Annotated in this window: 20 protein-coding genes; 17 read left to right on the forward strand and 3 right to left on the reverse strand. The window is 61.7% G+C overall.

Translation table 11 applies throughout. The features are described from left to right. The first annotated feature begins 101 nt into the window (after nt 1-101). The 12 genes from hcp (at nt 102) to ACOYW2_RS01075 (ending at nt 10,117) form a co-directional block, all read left to right on the forward strand. Nucleotides 102-1,715 (forward strand): hydroxylamine reductase, encoded by a 1,614-nt coding sequence (gene hcp, locus ACOYW2_RS01020; RefSeq protein ID WP_482421338.1) that lies wholly within the window; start codon nt 102-104, stop codon nt 1,713-1,715. Between the two features lie 130 nt (nt 1,716-1,845). Further along, nucleotides 1,846-2,517 (forward strand): HD domain-containing protein, encoded by a 672-nt coding sequence (locus ACOYW2_RS01025; RefSeq protein WP_482769074.1) that lies wholly within the window; start codon nt 1,846-1,848, stop codon nt 2,515-2,517. A 61-nt stretch (nt 2,518-2,578) separates the two neighbouring features. Further along, the gene (locus ACOYW2_RS01030; protein WP_180137038.1) at nt 2,579-3,322 is read left to right on the forward strand and encodes an ATP-binding protein; all 744 of its coding nucleotides are present in this window, start codon (nt 2,579-2,581) and stop codon (nt 3,320-3,322) included. A gap of 464 nt (nt 3,323-3,786) precedes the next feature. After that, nucleotides 3,787-5,751, forward strand: coding sequence for an anaerobic carbon-monoxide dehydrogenase catalytic subunit (cooS, locus tag ACOYW2_RS01035; protein ID WP_482421341.1), 1,965 nt, complete (start codon nt 3,787-3,789; stop codon nt 5,749-5,751). A 156-nt stretch (nt 5,752-5,907) separates the two neighbouring features. Continuing rightward, nucleotides 5,908-6,330, forward strand: coding sequence for a hypothetical protein (locus ACOYW2_RS01040; RefSeq protein WP_180137036.1), 423 nt, complete (start codon nt 5,908-5,910; stop codon nt 6,328-6,330). Nucleotides 6,331-6,437: 107 nt separating this feature from the next. Beyond that, nucleotides 6,438-6,716, forward strand: a complete 279-nt coding sequence (locus ACOYW2_RS01045; RefSeq protein WP_482769075.1) for a cupin domain-containing protein — start codon at nt 6,438-6,440, stop codon at nt 6,714-6,716. 29 nt (nt 6,717-6,745) lie between these two features. After that, nucleotides 6,746-7,075, forward strand: coding sequence for a PCP reductase family protein (locus ACOYW2_RS01050; RefSeq protein WP_482769076.1), 330 nt, complete (start codon nt 6,746-6,748; stop codon nt 7,073-7,075). Further along, the gene (locus ACOYW2_RS01055) at nt 6,996-7,574 is read left to right on the forward strand and encodes a 4Fe-4S dicluster domain-containing protein (RefSeq protein ID WP_482769077.1); all 579 of its coding nucleotides are present in this window, start codon (nt 6,996-6,998) and stop codon (nt 7,572-7,574) included. The genes ACOYW2_RS01050 and ACOYW2_RS01055 overlap by 80 nt, the downstream gene beginning before the upstream one ends. Before the next feature lie 10 nt (nt 7,575-7,584). Then, nucleotides 7,585-7,797 carry a heavy-metal-associated domain-containing protein gene (locus tag ACOYW2_RS01060; protein WP_482414853.1) on the forward strand — a complete coding sequence of 71 codons (213 nt, stop codon included), beginning with the start codon at nt 7,585-7,587 and terminating at the stop codon, nt 7,795-7,797. A 119-nt stretch (nt 7,798-7,916) separates the two neighbouring features. Further along, nucleotides 7,917-9,248: a sigma-54 interaction domain-containing protein gene (locus ACOYW2_RS01065; RefSeq protein WP_482414854.1), complete on the forward strand. Its 1,332-nt coding sequence runs from the start codon at nt 7,917-7,919 to the stop codon at nt 9,246-9,248. A 138-nt stretch (nt 9,249-9,386) separates the two neighbouring features. Continuing rightward, a complete protein-coding gene (locus ACOYW2_RS01070) occupies nt 9,387-10,010 on the forward strand; it encodes a DUF1638 domain-containing protein (protein WP_482769078.1) in 624 nt (207 codons plus the stop codon). Continuing rightward, nucleotides 9,995-10,117, forward strand: coding sequence for a hypothetical protein (locus tag ACOYW2_RS01075; protein ID WP_482769079.1), 123 nt, complete (start codon nt 9,995-9,997; stop codon nt 10,115-10,117). Before ACOYW2_RS01070 ends, ACOYW2_RS01075 begins: the two co-directional genes overlap by 16 nt. Before the next feature lie 180 nt (nt 10,118-10,297). On the opposite strand, the gene ACOYW2_RS01080 is transcribed toward ACOYW2_RS01075, so the two are convergent. Both ACOYW2_RS01080 and ACOYW2_RS01085 read right to left on the reverse strand, forming a co-directional pair. Then, nucleotides 10,298-10,702, reverse strand: a complete 405-nt coding sequence (locus ACOYW2_RS01080) for a response regulator (protein ID WP_482769080.1) — start codon at nt 10,700-10,702, stop codon at nt 10,298-10,300. Between the two features lie 4 nt (nt 10,703-10,706). Then, nucleotides 10,707-12,686 carry a sensor histidine kinase gene (locus tag ACOYW2_RS01085; RefSeq protein ID WP_482769081.1) on the reverse strand — a complete coding sequence of 660 codons (1,980 nt, stop codon included), beginning with the start codon at nt 12,684-12,686 and terminating at the stop codon, nt 10,707-10,709. A gap of 404 nt (nt 12,687-13,090) precedes the next feature. Here ACOYW2_RS01085 and ACOYW2_RS01090 point away from each other — a divergent pair, with 404 nt between their 5' ends. The 5 genes from ACOYW2_RS01090 to ACOYW2_RS01110 are packed head-to-tail and all read left to right on the forward strand — an operon-like array spanning nt 13,091 to nt 16,759. Next, on the forward strand, nt 13,091-14,113 hold the full coding sequence (locus ACOYW2_RS01090) for a thiamine ABC transporter substrate-binding protein (RefSeq protein ID WP_482769082.1): 1,023 nt from the start codon (nt 13,091-13,093) through the stop codon (nt 14,111-14,113). After that, on the forward strand, nt 14,110-14,679 hold the full coding sequence (locus ACOYW2_RS01095; RefSeq protein WP_482769083.1) for an ABC transporter permease: 570 nt from the start codon (nt 14,110-14,112) through the stop codon (nt 14,677-14,679). The genes ACOYW2_RS01090 and ACOYW2_RS01095 overlap by 4 nt, the downstream gene beginning before the upstream one ends. Beyond that, nucleotides 14,643-15,755, forward strand: a complete 1,113-nt coding sequence (locus ACOYW2_RS01100) for an ABC transporter permease (protein WP_482769084.1) — start codon at nt 14,643-14,645, stop codon at nt 15,753-15,755. The genes ACOYW2_RS01095 and ACOYW2_RS01100 overlap by 37 nt, the downstream gene beginning before the upstream one ends. Next, nucleotides 15,736-16,491 (forward strand): ABC transporter ATP-binding protein, encoded by a 756-nt coding sequence (locus tag ACOYW2_RS01105; protein WP_482769085.1) that lies wholly within the window; start codon nt 15,736-15,738, stop codon nt 16,489-16,491. Before ACOYW2_RS01100 ends, ACOYW2_RS01105 begins: the two co-directional genes overlap by 20 nt. A 37-nt stretch (nt 16,492-16,528) precedes the next feature. Further along, complete coding sequence (locus ACOYW2_RS01110; protein ID WP_482769086.1) at nt 16,529-16,759, forward strand: TOBE domain-containing protein; 231 nt, start codon at nt 16,529-16,531, stop codon at nt 16,757-16,759. A gap of 4 nt (nt 16,760-16,763) precedes the next feature. Here ACOYW2_RS01110 and ACOYW2_RS01115 read toward each other — a convergent pair whose 3' ends face one another. Further along, nucleotides 16,764-17,177, reverse strand: a complete 414-nt coding sequence (locus ACOYW2_RS01115) for a bacteriohemerythrin (RefSeq protein WP_180137027.1) — start codon at nt 17,175-17,177, stop codon at nt 16,764-16,766. Between the last annotated feature and the right edge of the window lie 74 nt (nt 17,178-17,251).

Consider the following 17,251-nt stretch of genomic DNA (forward strand, 5'->3'; position numbering starts at 1 on the left):
CCAACAATGACCCAGACGCCTGGTGAAGGAAAAAATGCCGGCGGGCATGACTCGGGTCCGATAGAGACAACAACCATAAAAAAATGAGCGAGGAGACCACCATGTTTTGTTTTCAGTGTGAGCAAACGGCTAAGGGAACCGGGTGTACCAAGATTGGCGTCTGCGGAAAACAGCCTGAGGTTGCAGCCCTGCAAGACCTTTTGATCCATGCCCTTAAAGGCCTCTCCCTATACGCGGTGAAGGCCGCCGAGATGGGCCACCGGGATGAGAAGATGGACCTTTTCACCTGTGAGGCCGTCTTTTCCACCCTCACCAACGTGGACTTTGACCCGGCCCGCTTTGTGGAGCTCATCGCCGAGTGCGAGGCATACACCAAGGTACTGAAGGAGAAGACCGGCCTCAGCCTCGAAGGCGCTTCCTGCACCTGTGCCGGCAAGAGCCAGGCCGAGCTGGTGGCCCTGGGCGAAGGCGTAGGGATCAATGCGGACCCGACCCTGGATGAAGACATCCGCTCTTTGAGGGAGCTCCTCGTGTACGGCATCAAGGGCCTTGCCGCTTACGCAGACCACGCGGCCATCCTCGGCCAGAAGGATCCCGCGGTCTTCGCCTTTGTCTACGAAGCCCTGGCAGCCACCCTGGACAGCACCCTGGGGGTCAACGATCTGGTGGGGCTCTGCCTCAAGTGCGGTGAGGTGAACATCCGCGCCATGGAGCTGCTGGACGCGGGCAACACCGGTACCTACGGCCATCCCGTCCCCACGGAGGTGCCCCTGGGCGCCAAGGCGGGCAAGGCGATCCTCGTCTCCGGCCACGACCTCAAGGACCTGGAGATCCTGCTCAAGCAGACCGAAGGCAAGGGCATCAACATCTACACCCACGGCGAGATGCTTCCCTGCCACGGGTACCCGGAGCTCAAGAAATACGATCACTTCTACGGTCACTACGGCACGGCATGGCAGAACCAGGCCAAGGAGTTCGACGCCTTCCCCGGCGCCATCCTCATGACCACCAACTGCATCCAGAAGCCCAAGGAGACTTACAACGATCGCATCTTCACCACCGGACTGGTGGGATGGCCCGGCGTGTCCCACATCGGCGACAGCAAGGACTTTACCCCGGTGATTGAAAAGGCCCTGGCCAGCGAAGGGTTCCCGGCGGACACCGACAAGGACACCGTCATGGTCGGGTTTGCCAGAAACGCCGTCCTCGGCGTGGCCGACAAGATCATCGACGCGGTGAAGGGCGGGGCTATCCGTCACTTCTTCCTGGTGGGCGGCTGTGACGGCGCCAAACCGGGCCGAAACTACTACACCGAGATGGTGGAGCAGATCCCCCAGGACTGTGTGGTGCTGACCCTGGCCTGCGGCAAGTTCCGCTTCTTTGACAAGAAACTCGGTGACATCGGCGGCATCCCCAGGCTCCTGGACGTGGGCCAGTGCAACGACGCCTACTCAGCCGTGCGCATCGCCATGGCCCTGGCCGAGGCCTTTGACTGCGGGGTCAACGATCTGCCCCTCTCCTTTATCCTCTCCTGGTACGAGCAGAAGGCCTGCGTCATCCTGCTCTCCCTGCTTCACCTGGGGATCAAGGACATCAAACTGGGGCCCTCCCTGCCGGCCTTTATCTCCCCCAATGTGCTCAACGTACTGGTGGAGAACTTCAACATCGCCCCCACGGGCACCGTTGAGGATGACCTGAAGGCTGCTTTGGGATAGGCAAAACCAGGTGATCGCACCACGCGATCACCTTCAGGACCCAAGGCGCCCCGCACCGGATGAGGGGGCGGGGCGCCTTGTTTGAGATGACCGCCGGGCGGGAAACCGCCCGAATCAAAGGGGGTGTGCCATGAAATGTCCGGGTCAGGATACCCAGTACTGGGGATACGGTGCCATCTTTGAGGCCGACTGCCCCGAGTGCGGGACCACGGTGGAGTTCTTCAAGGACGACACCATGCGCACCTGCAAGGGGTGCGGCAAGCGGCTGGCCAACCCGAAGCTCGACTTTGGCTGCGCCTCCTATTGCCAGTTCGCCGATGCCTGCCTGGGCTCGTTACCCCCGGAGCTGCTGGCGGAAAAACGGAACCTGATCAAAGACCGGGTGGCCGTTGAAGTGAAAAAACGGTGTGGAAAGGATTTTGCCAGGATCGGCAGGGCCGCGCGACTCGCCGCCCATGCCGAGCAGATCGCGACCCGCGAGGCCGGGGCCGATCTTGCGGTCTTGCTCTGCGGGGCTTACCTGGTAGCACTCTCCCGGGAAGAGGCCCGGGAGGTGCTCGGGGCCATCACCGCACCGGAGGGGCTTATCACCGAGGTGACAGCCCTTTTGGAAGGGGATGCCCCTGACCACAAGGCGGATGCGAACCGGATGATCCTTGAGGATGCCCGCCGCATCGCCGATGAAGAGGACCGGTGCGGGGGATCCCCCCTGGACGAGGCTGCCTTTGAAGAGGGACTGGCCCGCCGTCTGAAGACGGCCGGGGCCGTGGACGAGGCCCGCAGGGTCCTTGTGCGACCGTAAGAACCACCACGCTTAAGATAACATCGCCGGCAGCGGCGTAACGATACAAAGGGGAATGACCATGAAAATCATGCGAAACATCATCGAAATCGACGAAGAAAAATGCACCGGATGCGGGCTCTGTGTTCCCGCCTGTGCCGAAGGGGCCATTGAGATCATCGACGGCAAGGCCAAGGTGATCAAGGACCTGCTCTGCGACGGCCTGGGGGCCTGCATCGGGGAGTGCCCCGAAGACGCCCTGCACATTGTCACCCGCGAGGCCGATGCCTTTGACGAGGAGGCGGTGCATGCCCACCTGGCCGCAAAAGAGACCGCGGACAAAGGGGCTGCCCAGCCCGCGCCCCGACCCGGCGGCTGCCCGTCTGCGGCCCTCATGGACTTTTCGGGCCCCTCGGCCTGCCAGAAGGCCAATGTGCCCAAGGATCAGGTGTCCGGTGTCTCGGCATTGTCTCACTGGCCGGTACAGATTCGTCTCATTCCCCCCACGGCGCCCTTCCTCAAAGGGGCGGACATCCTGGTGACCGCCGACTGCGTGCCCGTCTCGTACCCTGACCTTCACACCACCTATCTCAAGGGTCGCAAGGTGATGCTGGGCTGCCCCAAGTTCGACGACGCCCAGAGCTACATCGAAAAGTTCCGGGACATTTTTTCCGTTGCCGGCATCAAGAGCGTCACCGTGCTTATCATGGAAGTTCCCTGCTGTTCGGGGCTCCCCACCATCGTCAAGAAGGGGATGGAGCTCGCAGGCGTGGATGTTCCCGTGGAAGTGGTGGTCGTCGCCCTTGACGGACGCATCAAAGCATAGGCCTTTTTTAGCCTTTTGTCCCAAAGGCAGGGGCTGCCATACCGCAACGCATGTTGAGAAAATGATCCCGGTGGGGTATTGTGAAATATACCCCCATCGGCACGAATCATGCAATTGTTTCGGTAAGATCTCCGTATCGGTGACACAGGTGAGGCCTTGAGCCTCACCTGTTCTCCCGCTCGATCTGGTTTGTATTTCGAATGAGACATGATGTCAGGGACTCGGAAACGATGAACGAGGACATACGGAGGTTGCGGCCGGTTTGGCGATGACGCCGACGGTCGGTGATCCTGGCTGCGTGAGACCGAAACAGCCTTTCTGTCCTCCCCTTGTTGATTTCCATGTCCCTCCCAATCAATCGGTCTGCAGAAGCAGGCTCAACACCAAGATCCGGTGGCCGCGCCACTCCGGTCCAGGTTCCATCCCCGTCTTCGATATCGGCCGGCTGCCCAGGGGAGTGAGTTATGGAAAAATTGGACAAGAAGGTCAAGAAGGCCGTTCCCATCAACGAGGTGACCCAGTGCGAGGCCACCGGCCGCATGCTTGAGAAGGCGAGAAGAGACGGCGTGGTGGTGGCTTTTGACCGGGCCGCTGAGATGAAACCCTGCCCCATCGGGGCGGAGTCGGCCTGTTGCAAGATGTGCTATATGGGGCCCTGCCGCCTGAATGCCAGGGACCCCTACGGCAAGGTGGGGGTGTGCGGCGCCACCATCGATACCATTCAGTCCCGGAACCTGGCCCGCATGGTGGCCTCGGGTTCTGCGGCCCATAACGACCACGGCATGGCGGTCCTGGAACTCTTCAAGGGCGTGGCCAACGGCACCATCACCGATTACACCATCAAAGACCCCTACAAACTCGATGCCCTGTGCGCGGAGCTGGGCCTGGACGTGGACGGCATGACCGTTCAGGAGAAGGCCCTGGCCCTGGCCGACGAGCTGGAGAAGACCTATACCCAGACCGAAGGGGAGATCCCCTTTGCCAAGCGCGTTCCTGAAAAGACCCTGGAGACCTGGCGCAAGCTCGATATTGTCCCCCGGGGTGCCATGATCGAGGTGCTGGGCATCATGAGCCGGACCCACATGGGGTGCGACCAGCACTACGAGAACATCACCAAGGCCATCAGCAAGGCGGCCCTGGCCGACGGGTGGGGCGGCTCCATGGTGGCCACGGAGCTTGGGGACATCATGTTCGGAACCCCCTCTCCGGTCCAGGCCGACGTGAACTTCGGGGTCCTTAAGGAGGACCACGTCAACGTCATTGTCCATGGCCACGAACCCAACCTTTTTGAGTCCATGCTGGTGTCCGTAAGTGATCCCTCCCTGGTGAAGATCGCCCGGGAAAAGGGGGCCAAGGGCATCAACCTGGTTGGCATGTGCTGCTCCGGTGCGGAGATGATGTCCCGCCACGGCGTGCCCCATGCCGGAAACTTCATGAGCACCGAGCCCGTTCTGGTGACCGGTGCCGTGGACGCCATGGCCGTGGATATCCAGTGCATCCAGCAGGGCCTGGTGAAAACCGCCGAGTGCTACAAGACCCACCTCATCACCACCAACCCCCGCTGCCACATCGAAGGGGCCCGTCACATCGAGTTCGACGAGCATGTTCCCAGGGAGTGTACCGACGAGATCGTCACCCTGGCCATTGCCCGTTTCGGAGACCGGGGCGTGGACGTGGAGATTCCCAAGATCGTCAACGAGCAGTTCAACGGCTTCTCCCACGAGTACATCAACTACATGCTGGGCGGCAGCTTCCGCAGCAGCTACGCCCCCTTGAACGACAACATCATCAACGGCCGCATCCGAGGGGTGGCAGGGGTCGTGGGCTGCGTGAACCCGCGGGTGAAACAGGACTGGGTCCACGTGGAGCTGGTCAAGGAACTTATCAAAAACGACGTCCTGGTGATCCAGACCGGGTGCTCGCAGATCGCCCTGGCCAAGGCCGGGCTCACCGTGCCCGAGGCAGCGGTCCTTGCCGGGCCGGGCCTCCGTGAGGTGTGCGAGGCCGTGGGCATGCCGCCGGTATTGGGCCTGGGCTCCTGCGTGGACAACACCCGGATTCTCATCGCCGCCACGGCCATGGTGAACCAGGGCGGCCTGGGGGACTCCATCGCGGATCTGCCCGTGGCCGGAGCCGCGCCCGAGTGGATGAGCGAAAAGGCCGTTGCCATCGGCCAGTACTTTGTGGCCTCGGGCGTGTTCACGGTCTTCGGGGTGGGCTTTCCCACGGTAAAGGAGACCAAATTCCACGACCTCCTCTTTGGCGGTTTGGAGAATCAGGGGCTGGGCAAGTGGGGCGTCACCAAAGATCCCTATGAGATGGCCGCCATGATGGTGGCCCATATCGACAAAAAACGTAAAGAACTCGGCATTGACAAGGCACGGGAACGCGTCTTGACGGACATGGCTTCACGCCGGGAGCTGGCCTGATAAAACTCGGGCACAGGGGCGCTGGAGGGCGCCTTGTGCCCGGAAGACAGTGTTGTTCAAAGCGGGATGCCCGATCGGGCATCCCGCCGCAAGGTTTAGAATTCGCCGATTGGGTCTCAACAGGGCCCAGCGGCACAACCCATGCAGGAAAAAACCATGATTTTATATGACGGCATCTACTCCTGGTCGGGAAAGACAAGCTCGGGAAAGCGGCCGGTCAGCTGGTGGCCCGGGTCCTACCGGGTGAAAATTGTCGACCTGTCCGACACCACGCCGGACGGGGTGTTTCATATCAAGCCCGTAATCTGCCTTTTTGCCGATACGGGCAAAGGGTTCAACGTGCGGAATCATTTTCAGTATTTTGCCCAGTCCATCTGTCAGGAGTTCGGGCTTACGTTGAACAAGGTGCTCTGGGTGGAGTATTACCCGGAAGGGACCGCCATGGATGTGGCCACCCTCAACGAAGGGGCCATGGTGGGCAAGGAGAGACTCTATACGGTCCACTGGCGACCCGTCCATGAGGACGAAGCCCAGTTGATCGGGGCCCATAAGGGGACGACAAACGGGCTGTTTGCCTGATCTATACATACGAAGGAGTGAAACCCATGGAGCCACGGAGCCGACGGTAAGAACATTCAGATGTCCTGTGCCGTGGTAATGAAGTCACTCTTGATGCGCCAAATCAGGTGGTGAGCCGGACCCTGGCCACCACCCCCGGGGTGGTCATCACCCTGTTTGCCTTTGACGAGGGCGAGGAGATCAGCGCCCATACCGCCCCCGGAGATGCCCTGGTTCAGGTGCTGGACGGGCGCGTCAAGATCAACATCGACGGTGCTGTCCTGGAGGCTGGGACCGGAGAATCGGTGGTCATGCCCAAAGACGTGCCCCACGCCCTTGAGGCCCTGACCCCGTTTAAGATGCTGCTGACTGTGGTGAAAAAACCAAAAACCATCGGCACGTTGTGATGCGGCCGTTCCAAGGAAATGGATTGAGCATGAAGTGGACTCCAGAAGCAGAGGCGGCGATCAAAAAGGTTCCGTTTTTTGTCCGCAAACGGGTGAAAACCCGTGTGGAAGAAGAGGCCGCAGAGGCCGGGGTGGACGTGGTGACCCTGAAGGAGGTCAACCGGACCCGGGCGCGGTTTTTAAACAAAATGGAGGACGAAGTGGCAGGCTTTCAGGTGGAAGCCTGTTTCGGCGACGGGGAGGTTGCAGGCCTGCGGGAGCAGGGGGCTCCAGGAGAAGGTGAAGGCGCACTTAGAGGCCGAGGACATCCTCGGGTTTCTCCGGGAGCGGGTCAAGGGCAAGCTCAAGTTTCACCATGAGCTGCGCGTGGCCTTTGCCGACTGCCCCAACGCCTGCTCGCAGCCCCAGATCCGGGACATCTGCATCATCGGGGCCATGGTACCGGAAACCTCGGAGACCCCGTGCACCCAGTGCGGTGCCTGCGTCACCGCCTGCGCCGAAGAGGCCGTCACTCTGTCGGATACGGGCCCTGTGCTGGACATGGAGCGCTGCCTGGTCTGCGGTAGGTGCGTTGCGGTCTGCAAACCCGGGACCCTGGTAGGGCTTCGCAGGGGGTATCGCGTCCTTCTGGGGGGGCGGCTGGGGCGCCACCCGCGCCTTGCCATGGAGGTGCCCGGGATCTTTGATGAAGAAGCCGCCTTTGACATCGTCCGGCACTGCGTGGCCTTTTACAAGGCCCGAAGCACCGGCGGAGAGCGGTTTTCCCGCCTTTTTACCGAGGCTGACTTTCATGAGGTGGTGCTGCGTTTCCGCGACAGGTCCCTGACCGCCGTCGGAAGCTCACGGGCTGCCGGGTGAGGAGGAGAAGATGGCTGAGAGGCGTGAGTTGAAAGTGGCCGGCATGAACTGCATGCATTGCGCCGGCGCGGTGACCCGGGCCGTGGAGGCGGTGTCCGGGACCGACAACGTCATGGTAAGCCTCGAAGGGGCCTGCGTCACCTTTGAGGTGGACGACGAAGGGGTCGTGGAGAGGGTCCGGCGGGCCATCACCGCGGCGGGTTATTCCGTCACCATGGCGTGAGACTAACCGGGGCCCGGGGTGGCCGGGATACGTTGCGTGTGACGGCGTGATCTCTTTGCGATGGTAATTGACTTTCCTATCATAATATTCTAACTAAGCTCATTATGAGTGGATTGTCATTGAACAACATAGTCGGCAACGTCAAGAACCTTGAGCGCATCCTCGATAACCTCAAGGACGGCATCGTTGCCCATGATTTCCAGCGCAGGATCTTTTACTTCAACAGTGAAGCCGAGCGCATCACCGGATTCTCCCGGGAAAACGTCATCGGCAGGGATTGCCACGATGCCCTGGGTGGGCCCCTGTGCGGTGCCCGGTGCTCCTTTTGCGGCGAGTCCGTGGACCTGGCCGAAACCACCTCCTACCAGACCAACATCGTCACCCGAAGCGGGGAGACCCGCACCGTGGAGATGACCGTCTCCATGATGAAGGACGACGAAGAGCAGCCCTTCGGTGTGCTGGCCGTCTTCCGGGATCTCACCGACCTTCTCGAACTGCGCCGAAAGGCAGGCGAGATGGTGAGCTTCTCCAACATCATCGGGCGCGACGTCAAGATGCTTGATGTGTTCCAGCAGGTGCGGGACGTGGCCGAGTACGATTTCCCCGTTCATCTCTTCGGGGAGACGGGCACCGGCAAGGAGCTGGTGGCCGCGGCCATCCACAACGAAAGCCAGCGGGGCGGCGGCCCCTTTGTGCCCATCAACTGCGGTGCCCTTCCGGAGAACCTCATCGAAAGTGAGCTCTTCGGTCATGTGAAAGGGGCGTTTTCCGGGGCGGTGCGGGACAAGAAGGGGCGCTTTGAGCTGGCCGAGGGCGGCACGGTGTTTTTGGACGAAGTGGCCGAACTCTCCCTGGAGATGCAGGTGAAGCTCCTGCGCTTTCTCCAGGAGGGGACCTTTGAAAAGGTGGGGGGCGAAAAGACCCTGACCTCCGACGTCCGCATCATCAGCGCCACCAACAAGGACCTCAAAAAAGAGGTGAAGGCAGGCAGGTTCCGCGAAGACCTTTTTTATCGCCTCAACGTCATTCCCATTATCCTGCCTCCCTTGCGCGAACGGCGAAACGACATCCCCCTTCTCGTGGACCATTTCCTCGACAAGTGCACCATGCGCCACGGGCGAAAGTCCCCCGATTTTTCCAAGGACGCCATGAGCCGCATGGTGGCGTATACCTGGCCCGGCAACGTCCGTGAGCTTGAGAACGCCGTCCAGTTCTCCATTGTCCGGTGCAAGGGAAAAACCGTCATGCCCTCGGACCTGCCCATGGAGCTTGGCGTGGTGCAGGAAGAGTCGGTGAAACGGGGCCCCACCCGGAAGCTGGAGGACGCCTCTGTGCGGGAAGCCCTGGTGAAAACCGGCGGCAACAAGGCCAAGGCGGCCCGTATCCTGGGGGTCGGCCGGGCAACCCTCTACCGGTTTCTGGACGACCACCCGTCCCTTGCCGACGAGTAAACCCACGCAGACAGTGTTGTGATTTTTTAAAGGCGTGCCTTCCTTGAGAGGGCACGCCTTTTTTGTTGCCGGTGGGGGGGCGGGGTGGCAGACTGAAGGCAGCATTCCAACCAACATGTCAACCCGAGGAGGCCGGGCATGGAGACGTCAGAACCCCGCAGACAGGTGTTTATCGGATGCAGCGTGATGAAGGAGGAGGCAACCCGCCTTGCCTCCTTGAGCCGGCACCTCACCACCCTGTCCTTCATCGACATGGGGCTCCACGACACACCGAAACGGCTCCATGAATCCATTCAGGAGGCCGTGGACAACGTGGACGCGTCCCAGGATGTGATCCTTCTGGGCTACGGCCTCTGCAGCAAGGGGTTGGAGGGGATCCGGGCCGGGGAGCTTCCCCTGGTGGTCGCCAGGGCCCACGACTGCGTGACCCTCTTCCTGGGCTCGGCGGAGCGGTACCGCCGCCATTTTTCACGGCACCCCGATACCTACTGGTACATGCCGGGGAGTGTGGAGGGAGGCGAGGTGCGCGGGCCGGAGCGCCATGCCCGGCTCATTCGGGACTACACCGAAAAATACGGGGAGAAAAAGGCCAGGATCCTTGCTGATCTGGACCGTCAATCCGTGGCCCATTACAGGCGGGCCGCCTTTGTGGACCTGGGCATGGGGGACAGGCCCGGCAAAAGACACAGGAGGCGGCCCAGTGGCAGGGCTGGGAGTATGAGGAGATCCCGGGAGACAAAGGACTTTTGTCGGACCTCCTGAACGGTCCCTGGGACCGGGAGCGATTTCTTGTGGTTAAGCCCGGCCAGGTCATCGTTCCGGTTTATGACGACATAACCATTATCGATGCCCGGGACCCGGATGCATAGCCACCTGTGCCTCCGCGCGCAGGCAGGCCCGGGCCGTGAATCACTATTTCAATAACCGGGAGCCCCGCTATACCCAGAAATTCTGGGGCTTTCCCTACTGGATGGACCGCACCGTCCTTCAGTTGACCTCCGTTTTATCCCAAAAAACGCCCCCGGTTCCCGGACCGAGCAGGGCGTTTTTTAGTGCTCGTCCGGGCAGTCGGTCTTGGGCGGGGAGAGGTAGGTTCCCATGAGGGCAAAGAGGGCGGCCTTTTTAAAGGGCTTGCCCAGGAAGTCATCGCATCCGGCCTCCAGGGCTTTTTGCCGGTCCATGCCGAAGGTGCAGGCCGTCAGGGCGATGACCGGGGTGACGGCCCCTTCGGGGGTGGCCTTGATAAGTTTGGTGGCTTCGATGCCGTCCATCACCGGCATCCGCAGGTCCATGAAGACCAGGTGGGGCCGGATGTCCTGGAACCGGTCAACGGCCTCCTGGCCGTCCACGGCGCAGATGACCTCAAAGCCTGCGGAGGCGAGAAGGCGTTTCAGGAAGAGGCGGTTGGCGGCGTTGTCGTCCACCACCAGAATGCGCCGGGGCTCCGTTGGCATCTCCTTACCGTCGGCGGACCGCTGCCTGGACGGGGCACAAGGGGGGGCCACCTTTCGCGTGCGAGGGCAAGCGCAGGGTGCCGGGGGCCCGGCCAGGGATGTCGCCAGACATGAGGCGGGCCAGCTGGCGGCAGATGGTGAGGCCGAGGCCGCTGCCCGGCTTGTTGTGGGGCATGCGCCTGCCCTGGGCAAAGGGGGCGAAGATGTCGGCGAGATCTTCTGACGGGATGCCCTGGCCTGTGTCCTCAACGTAAAAGAAGAGGTCCGTCAGGTCTTTGTCCCCCGGGCACGGGCGGTGGCTGACATACAGGTGGATATAGCCTGTCTTGGTGAATTTCAGGGCGTTGCCCAGAAGGTTCATCAGCACCTGGCGAAGACGGAGCCGGTCCCCCACGATAACCTCGGGGAGCCCCTCCTGCCAGGTGCAGTGAAATTCGATCTCTTTCTCTTTGGCCCGGTGGGAAACGACCTGGAGGATGGAGGCCAGGCCGTTTTGCAGGTGGAAGGGGGCATTGACCACGGAGATATCCCCTGACTCGATCTTTGTGAATTCCAGCACATCGTTGATCAGGTCCAGGAGGTGTTCGCCGTTTTTCAGGATGATCTCCAGGCTCTCCACGTGACGGCCCGGGAGATTCTTCTCCTGCTTGATGAGGCCGGAAAACCCGATGATGGCATTAAGGGGGGTCCGCAGCTCGTGGCTCATGTGGGCAAGGAAGGTGCTTTTGGCCCGGTTGGCCGCCTCGGCCTCCTCCTTGGCCCGTTTGAACTGGGCGGTTCGTTCATGGACCTTCTGCTCCAGAAGGGTCCGGGACTGCTCCAGGGCGCGGGCCACCTTCCTGCGGCCCGACAGGTGGACGAGGAGCAGGCAGATGCCCGTGGAGATGAGCAGGGTGTAGGCGCCCACCAGCCACACCAGGGTCTTGTAGGTGGCGTAAAAGGAGAAGGGGCGGTGAACCAGGGTGCTTTCACGGGGAAGGAGATGCTCGGAGATTCCGAATCGCTCCAGCTGACGGTGGTCGAACAGGTTGCGGTTGGCTCCGCTCTTGACCACGGGGATGGCAAAGGGGGGCGTCCCTGACAACACCTTTTTGGCCAATGTTGCCGGTCTCCTGCTGCTGGTCGATGTGCAGGTCGCCCGAGGCGGCCCCGCCGCCCAGGGCAAGAAGGTCCAGGAGGCGCAGGTAGAGGGCAGCCGACGCAGGGCTCCAGCTCCTGCTCGTGGAGCCGTTGTGCGTCCGAGAGAGACCCCCATAAGGAGGATGGCCGTGTCGGGCAAGGCGGCCAGACGCTTTTCCAGGTTTTCCATGGTCAGGTCCGGAAGGTAGGTGATGGCGAGGCGCTCTTCATAGGGCCGCAACTGTTCTCGGATGGTTTGGGCCCAGGCCACCCCCGTGGGCAGGTGGTCGTTGAGGACGTAAACGTGGGTGGCATCCGGGTGAATGGCCAGGGCGATGTCCAGGGTTCGGGGGGCATCAAAGGCTTCGGCCACCCCGGTGAAGAGGGGCAGGGCCTCGATCTGTTCGTCGTGGAAAAAGTTGACGCCGCAGAAGACCACCGGCGTTTTGGGAAAAAGGGCCTTGTGGCGGGTGCGCATGAACTCAAAGGCGTTGTTGTCGCAGGCGATGACAAGGTCCGGAGGGCGGTGGGAGAACTTGTGCCGGAACAGGTCCGAGAGCTGGGCTTCGTAGGACGGGTCGTAGGGCGTCCTTTTGGTGTCCATGTGCTCCACGTGAAGGTCCACGGGGTAGGGGGCGTTCCTCAGCCCCTCCTTGACGGCGTTGTAGATCTCTTCTTCCCACACCAGGCTCTGGTGGTAGGAGAAGAGGAGAAGCACCCTGACAGGCGCGGGGGGCGGCTCCGGTCCGGGGACAGAGAACACCGGCGACGGCAGCCAGGTCAGGAGGAGCACCATGCCCCACATAACGGCAGGCCGTGTCCCGGGCCATGGGCGGCCCCGGCGATGTCTGGGGGCAGGGGTCATAACGGTTGTGTCCCTTGATGTTACGACTTTCAAAGGGGCGAGGGCATTTCAGGACAACGGGAGGGAGGTGCGGCAAAAGGGTGCCATGGAGCGGGGAAACGCGATGTCACGGGGGGAATCAGATCCTTTATGTATACCATACTTCCATGGCGGAGGGGACTCTGAAAAATGAAATCCGGGGCAGCCCCCTTTCCCGCCGGGACCTGTATGGATTTCACCAGAAAGCCGTTGACAGGGGCCGCTGTCAACGACTACTTAAGAGCCAGCCACCGATAGATCCCGGCCGACAGGACAAAGGCCTCGAATATAAACGTGAAGCGTGCCGTGGCGTCCATGGCCCGCAGGGTGTTTTAGAGACGTTTTTGCAAACCTTTTTGAATTCAAAGAGAAAACGAGGGGTACCCATGATGAAACGAGTGATGCTGGCCGTGCTGTGCCTGTGCCTGTGCCTTTCCGCACTGCCCGCCTATGCCGCGGATGAAAAAAATGACGACACACTGGTGATTTACACCTACGACTCCTTTGCCTCGGAGTGGGGCCTGGCCCCCAAGGTGATTCCCTCCTTTGAGAAGATGACCGGGATCAAGGTGGAGCTGATCTCCGTGGGCAGCTCCGGCCAGGTGCTCCAGCGCGCCATGCTGGAGAAGGATCACCCCAGGGCCGACGTGGTCATCGGCATCGACAACAACCTGCTGGCCAAGGCCAGGAAAGCCGATGTGCTTTCCCCCTACCGCTCCAAGGGGATCGATCAGGTGCCCGAGGCCCTTCGGTTCGACCCCGAGTTCCAGGTGACGCCCTTTGATTACGGCTACTTTGCCCTGATCTACGACAGCGAGGTGGTCAAGAATCCTCCCAAAAGCCTGGAAGACCTGACCTCCGAGCGTTTCAAAAAGTCCGTTATCCTCATGGACCCCCGCACCTCCGGCCCTGGCCTGGGTTTTCTGCTCTGGACCGTGTCGGCCTACGGCGACAATTTTGCCGATTACTGGAAGCGCCTGACCCCCAGCATCCTCACCATCACCGACAGCTGGAGCTCCGGCTACGGTCTCTTTACCAACGGGGAAGCCCCGGTGGTGTTGAGTTACAGCAGCAGCCCCGTCTACCATGTGGCCTTTGAAAAGAGCGACCGCTACAAGGCCGCGGCCTTTGAAGAGGGTCACTACATGCAGATCGAAGGGGCCGGGATCCTCAAGGGGGCACCCCATCGCAAGGCCGCCGAGGCCTTCATCGACTTCATGCTCTCCGAGACCTTCCAGAAGGAGATTCCCTTAACCAACATCATGTTCCCGGCCAACAGCGCCACCCCCCTTCCCGAGAGCTTCTCCCACGCGGTGAAGCCCGGGAAAAACCTCCAGCTTTCGCCTGTTGAGATCATGACCAAGAACGAATCCTGGATCTCTACCTGGGTGGATACCGTCTCGAAATGATCCTGTCATCGCACAGGGAGTGGAGGGCGCGGCTTCTCTGGCTCGTGCCCCTCGTTCCCACCCTGATTCTTTTTTACTTCCCCCTGTCGGTGATCCTGATGGAGGCCCTTGACGGGGGGGCGGGACCCTCGCCCTTTGTGCGTCTCTTCTCAAGCCCCTACACCTTCCGGGTTATCGGGTTTACCCTGTGGCAGGCCCTGGTGAGTACGGTGGTCTCCCTGATCCTGGGGCTGCCCGGGGCCTGGTTGCTGGGCCGGGCCTCCTTTCGCGGCAAGCGGCTGCTTAAAGCCCTCACCGCCATTCCCTTTGTGCTTCCCTCCATTCTCGTGGTGCTGGCCTTTGTGATTTTCTACGGCAACAGCGGGGTGCTCAATCGGTTCGCCATGGGGATGCTGGACCTGAAGCGGCCCCCCTTTCCCATTCTCTACTCCTTTTCCGCCATCATCCTGTCAATTTTCCCCTGGCCGCGCGGCTCATCGGCTCGTTCTGGGAACGGCACAACGACGGCCCGGCCCAGGCGGCACGCACCTTGGGTGCCGGGCCTTATCGCACCTTTTTCACCGTGACCCTGCCCGGGCTCCTGCCCGCCATCTTTTCCGCTGCCGGGCTCATTTACCTTTTTTGTTTCATGAAGTTTGGCGCCGGGGGCGGGCCCCGGTACACCACCATCGAGGTGGAGATCTACCGGGCTGCCCGCACGGCCTTCCCCACCCCACCGGCCCTTGCCGTGGTGGGGGCCGTGCTCACCCTGACCCTTCTTTTTCTCACCGTGAAGATGCAGCACAGGGCAAGCCACGTGGTAAGGGGCCAGGCCGCCCGGCGCGGGACCATGCGCCTGACGGGACCGGTGCGCCTGGTGTGGGGCCTTTACATCCTCATGGTGGTCCTGGTGGTGGCCTCGCCCCTTCTGGCCCTTGTGGGCCGGTCCTTCCTGGCCCAGACCTCCCGTTCCGGTCCCCTGGTGTGGACCCTGAAGTGGTACGGGATGCTCTTTGCGGACACCGGGCCGTCCCTCTCCCTTGCGGCGGTGAAAAACAGCCTCACCTTTGCAGGTCTTACCGTCTGTGCCGCCTTGCCCCTGGGCCTTGCCGCGGCCTGGGTTACCACCCGGAGCAAGGGGCCGTTGGGGCGGCTCACGGAGACGGCCATGATGCTTCCCATGGGGGTCTCCTCCGTGGTCCTCGGGCTGGGCTATTTCAAGTGCCTGGCCCTTTTTTTTCCCGATTACAGCGGAAGCCGGGTCGCGGTGGTGGCTGCCCACGTGGTGGTGACCTACCCCTTTGTGCTTCGGTCTGTGTCCGCCTCCCTCAAGCGCATCAGCCCCTCCCTGCCCCAGGCGGCCCGCACCCTGGGTGCCGGGCCCTTTCGCACCTTTTTAACCGTGGAGCTGCCCCTGATCCGGTCCGGCCTGATGGGCGGGGCCTGTTTTGCCTTTGCCCTCTCCATGGGAGAGATCAACGCCACCCTGATTTTGGCACGGGCCGATACCGTCACCATTCCCCTTGCCCTGTACCGACTCATCGGGGCGTATCGCTATTTTGCCGCCTGTGCCCTGGGAGCCCTTCTCATGGGGCTGTGTGCGGGCTGTTTTTTATTGCTTGAATGGATGGGAGGAGAGAGCCTTGACCCTGAACGTGACTGACCTGTTTCGGACCTACGGCGATTTTGAGTTGCGGGTGGACCTCACCGTGGCCCGGGGGGAGTTTCTGTCGGTGATCGGCCCGTCCGGGTGCGGGAAATCGACCCTCCTGCGCATGGTGGCGGGGCTGGAACCCGCCGACGGCGGGAGCATTGCCTTAAACGGGGATGAGATCTCCGGCCTGGCCCCAGAAAAACGGGGCATCGGCATGGTGTTCCAGGATTATGCCCTGTTTCCCCATATGCGGGTGGCCGATAACGTGGCCTACGGGCTGAAGCTGCGGCACATGGACAAGGCAGGCCGGGAAGCCAGGGTGAGGGAACTCCTGGACCTGGTCCGCCTTACGGACAAGGCAGATGACTTTCCCGCCACCCTCTCCGGCGGGGAGCAGCAGCGGGTGGCCCTGGCCCGGGCCATTGCCCCGAGCCCGTCGGTGCTGCTCCTGGACGAGCCCCTTTCGGCTCTGGACGCAAGGCTTCGCATCGATTTGCGCCGGGAGATCAGGGAGGTCCACGACCGCCTCTCCCTCACCACCCTCTACGTGACCCACGACCAGGAGGAGGCCCTGACCCTTTCGGACCGTATCGCCGTTATGAAGCAGGGACGGATTCTCCAGACCGGCAGCCCCAGGTCCCTGTATGAGAGCCCGGAGAACCTTTTTACCGGGACGTTCCTGGGACTTTCCAACACCCTTGAAGGGCGACTTCAGGCAGGGTGGTTTGTCACCGAGAAAGGGTGAGAGAGTCGTACCTGCAGAGGGAGAGGATGGGGACGGGGTGCTGTTTTTCCGGCCCCATCATGTGACGCTTCACGGGGAGCCCGCTCCGGGGAGACTTCCCTTTGCGGTGACGCGGGTGGAGTATTGCGGGGGATGGTCCCTGGTTCATGGAGACGCAGGGGCCCACAGGGTGGTTGTGTTTGAACCGGCCGACACCCGGTGGACCTCAGGCAAAAAAGGCCACCTGGCGGTGGGGGCCGACCGGGCGCGGTTTTTTCAAGGGGAGTGAAGCGTCAGGGGATGTACCCCTCGTTTCTGAGGTAGGCGGCGAATTTTTTGTCGGAGTCGGCCACGTGGGTGGTCCACCAGAACCTCAGAAAGGAGAGCATCTTGTCCGAGAGGTCTTCGACGCCCTTTTCATAATCCGAGGCAAACTCTTTGATCCGCTCTGTAAACTTCGAGTGCTCTTTGCTGTGGGCCACGGCCAGGGGGTAACTGGTCTCGGCCATGTGGTGGTCTTCGGTGCGGAAATGGGTCTGGGCAAAGGCCACGAGGACCCGGATGAGGTCCAGGAGCTCCTCGCGGCGCCCCTGGTTGCGCTTGTGGATGATGAGGCGGTTGATGAGCAGGAACAGGTTCCTGTGCTGATCATCGATTTCGTCAATGTGGACCAGCATGTCGTCGGTCCAGTTCAACATGGATACCATGATGTTCTCCTGTGTTGACGTGTTGTCATGCGGACCCTTCAGCTGGGGTGGATGTGGTGGGCGTACTGGGTGTC

This window comes from Desulfoluna sp. CLI2B (genome assembly GCF_056847375.1).

Bases quoted from the DNA above. Each gene is read 5' to 3' on its own strand.
- cooS (WP_482421341.1), top strand. From the start codon at position 3,787: ATGGAAAAATTGGACAAGAAGGTCAAGAAGGCCGTTCCCATCAACGAG.
- ACOYW2_RS01070 (WP_482769078.1), top strand. From the start codon at position 9,387: ATGGAGACGTCAGAACCCCGCAGACAGGTGTTTATCGGATGCAGCGTG.
- ACOYW2_RS01090 (WP_482769082.1), top strand. From the start codon at position 13,091: ATGATGAAACGAGTGATGCTGGCCGTGCTGTGCCTGTGCCTGTGCCTT.
- ACOYW2_RS01040 (WP_180137036.1), top strand. From the start codon at position 5,908: ATGATTTTATATGACGGCATCTACTCCTGGTCGGGAAAGACAAGCTCG.
- ACOYW2_RS01030 (WP_180137038.1), top strand. From the start codon at position 2,579: ATGAAAATCATGCGAAACATCATCGAAATCGACGAAGAAAAATGCACC.
- ACOYW2_RS01095 (WP_482769083.1), top strand. From the start codon at position 14,110: ATGATCCTGTCATCGCACAGGGAGTGGAGGGCGCGGCTTCTCTGGCTC.
- ACOYW2_RS01085 (WP_482769081.1), bottom strand. From the start codon at position 12,686: ATGACCCCTGCCCCCAGACATCGCCGGGGCCGCCCATGGCCCGGGACA.
- ACOYW2_RS01060 (WP_482414853.1), top strand. From the start codon at position 7,585: ATGGCTGAGAGGCGTGAGTTGAAAGTGGCCGGCATGAACTGCATGCAT.
- ACOYW2_RS01050 (WP_482769076.1), top strand. From the start codon at position 6,746: ATGAAGTGGACTCCAGAAGCAGAGGCGGCGATCAAAAAGGTTCCGTTT.
- hcp (WP_482421338.1), top strand. From the start codon at position 102: ATGTTTTGTTTTCAGTGTGAGCAAACGGCTAAGGGAACCGGGTGTACC.
- ACOYW2_RS01080 (WP_482769080.1), bottom strand. From the start codon at position 10,702: ATGCCAACGGAGCCCCGGCGCATTCTGGTGGTGGACGACAACGCCGCC.
- ACOYW2_RS01025 (WP_482769074.1), top strand. From the start codon at position 1,846: ATGAAATGTCCGGGTCAGGATACCCAGTACTGGGGATACGGTGCCATC.
- ACOYW2_RS01115 (WP_180137027.1), bottom strand. From the start codon at position 17,177: ATGGTATCCATGTTGAACTGGACCGACGACATGCTGGTCCACATTGAC.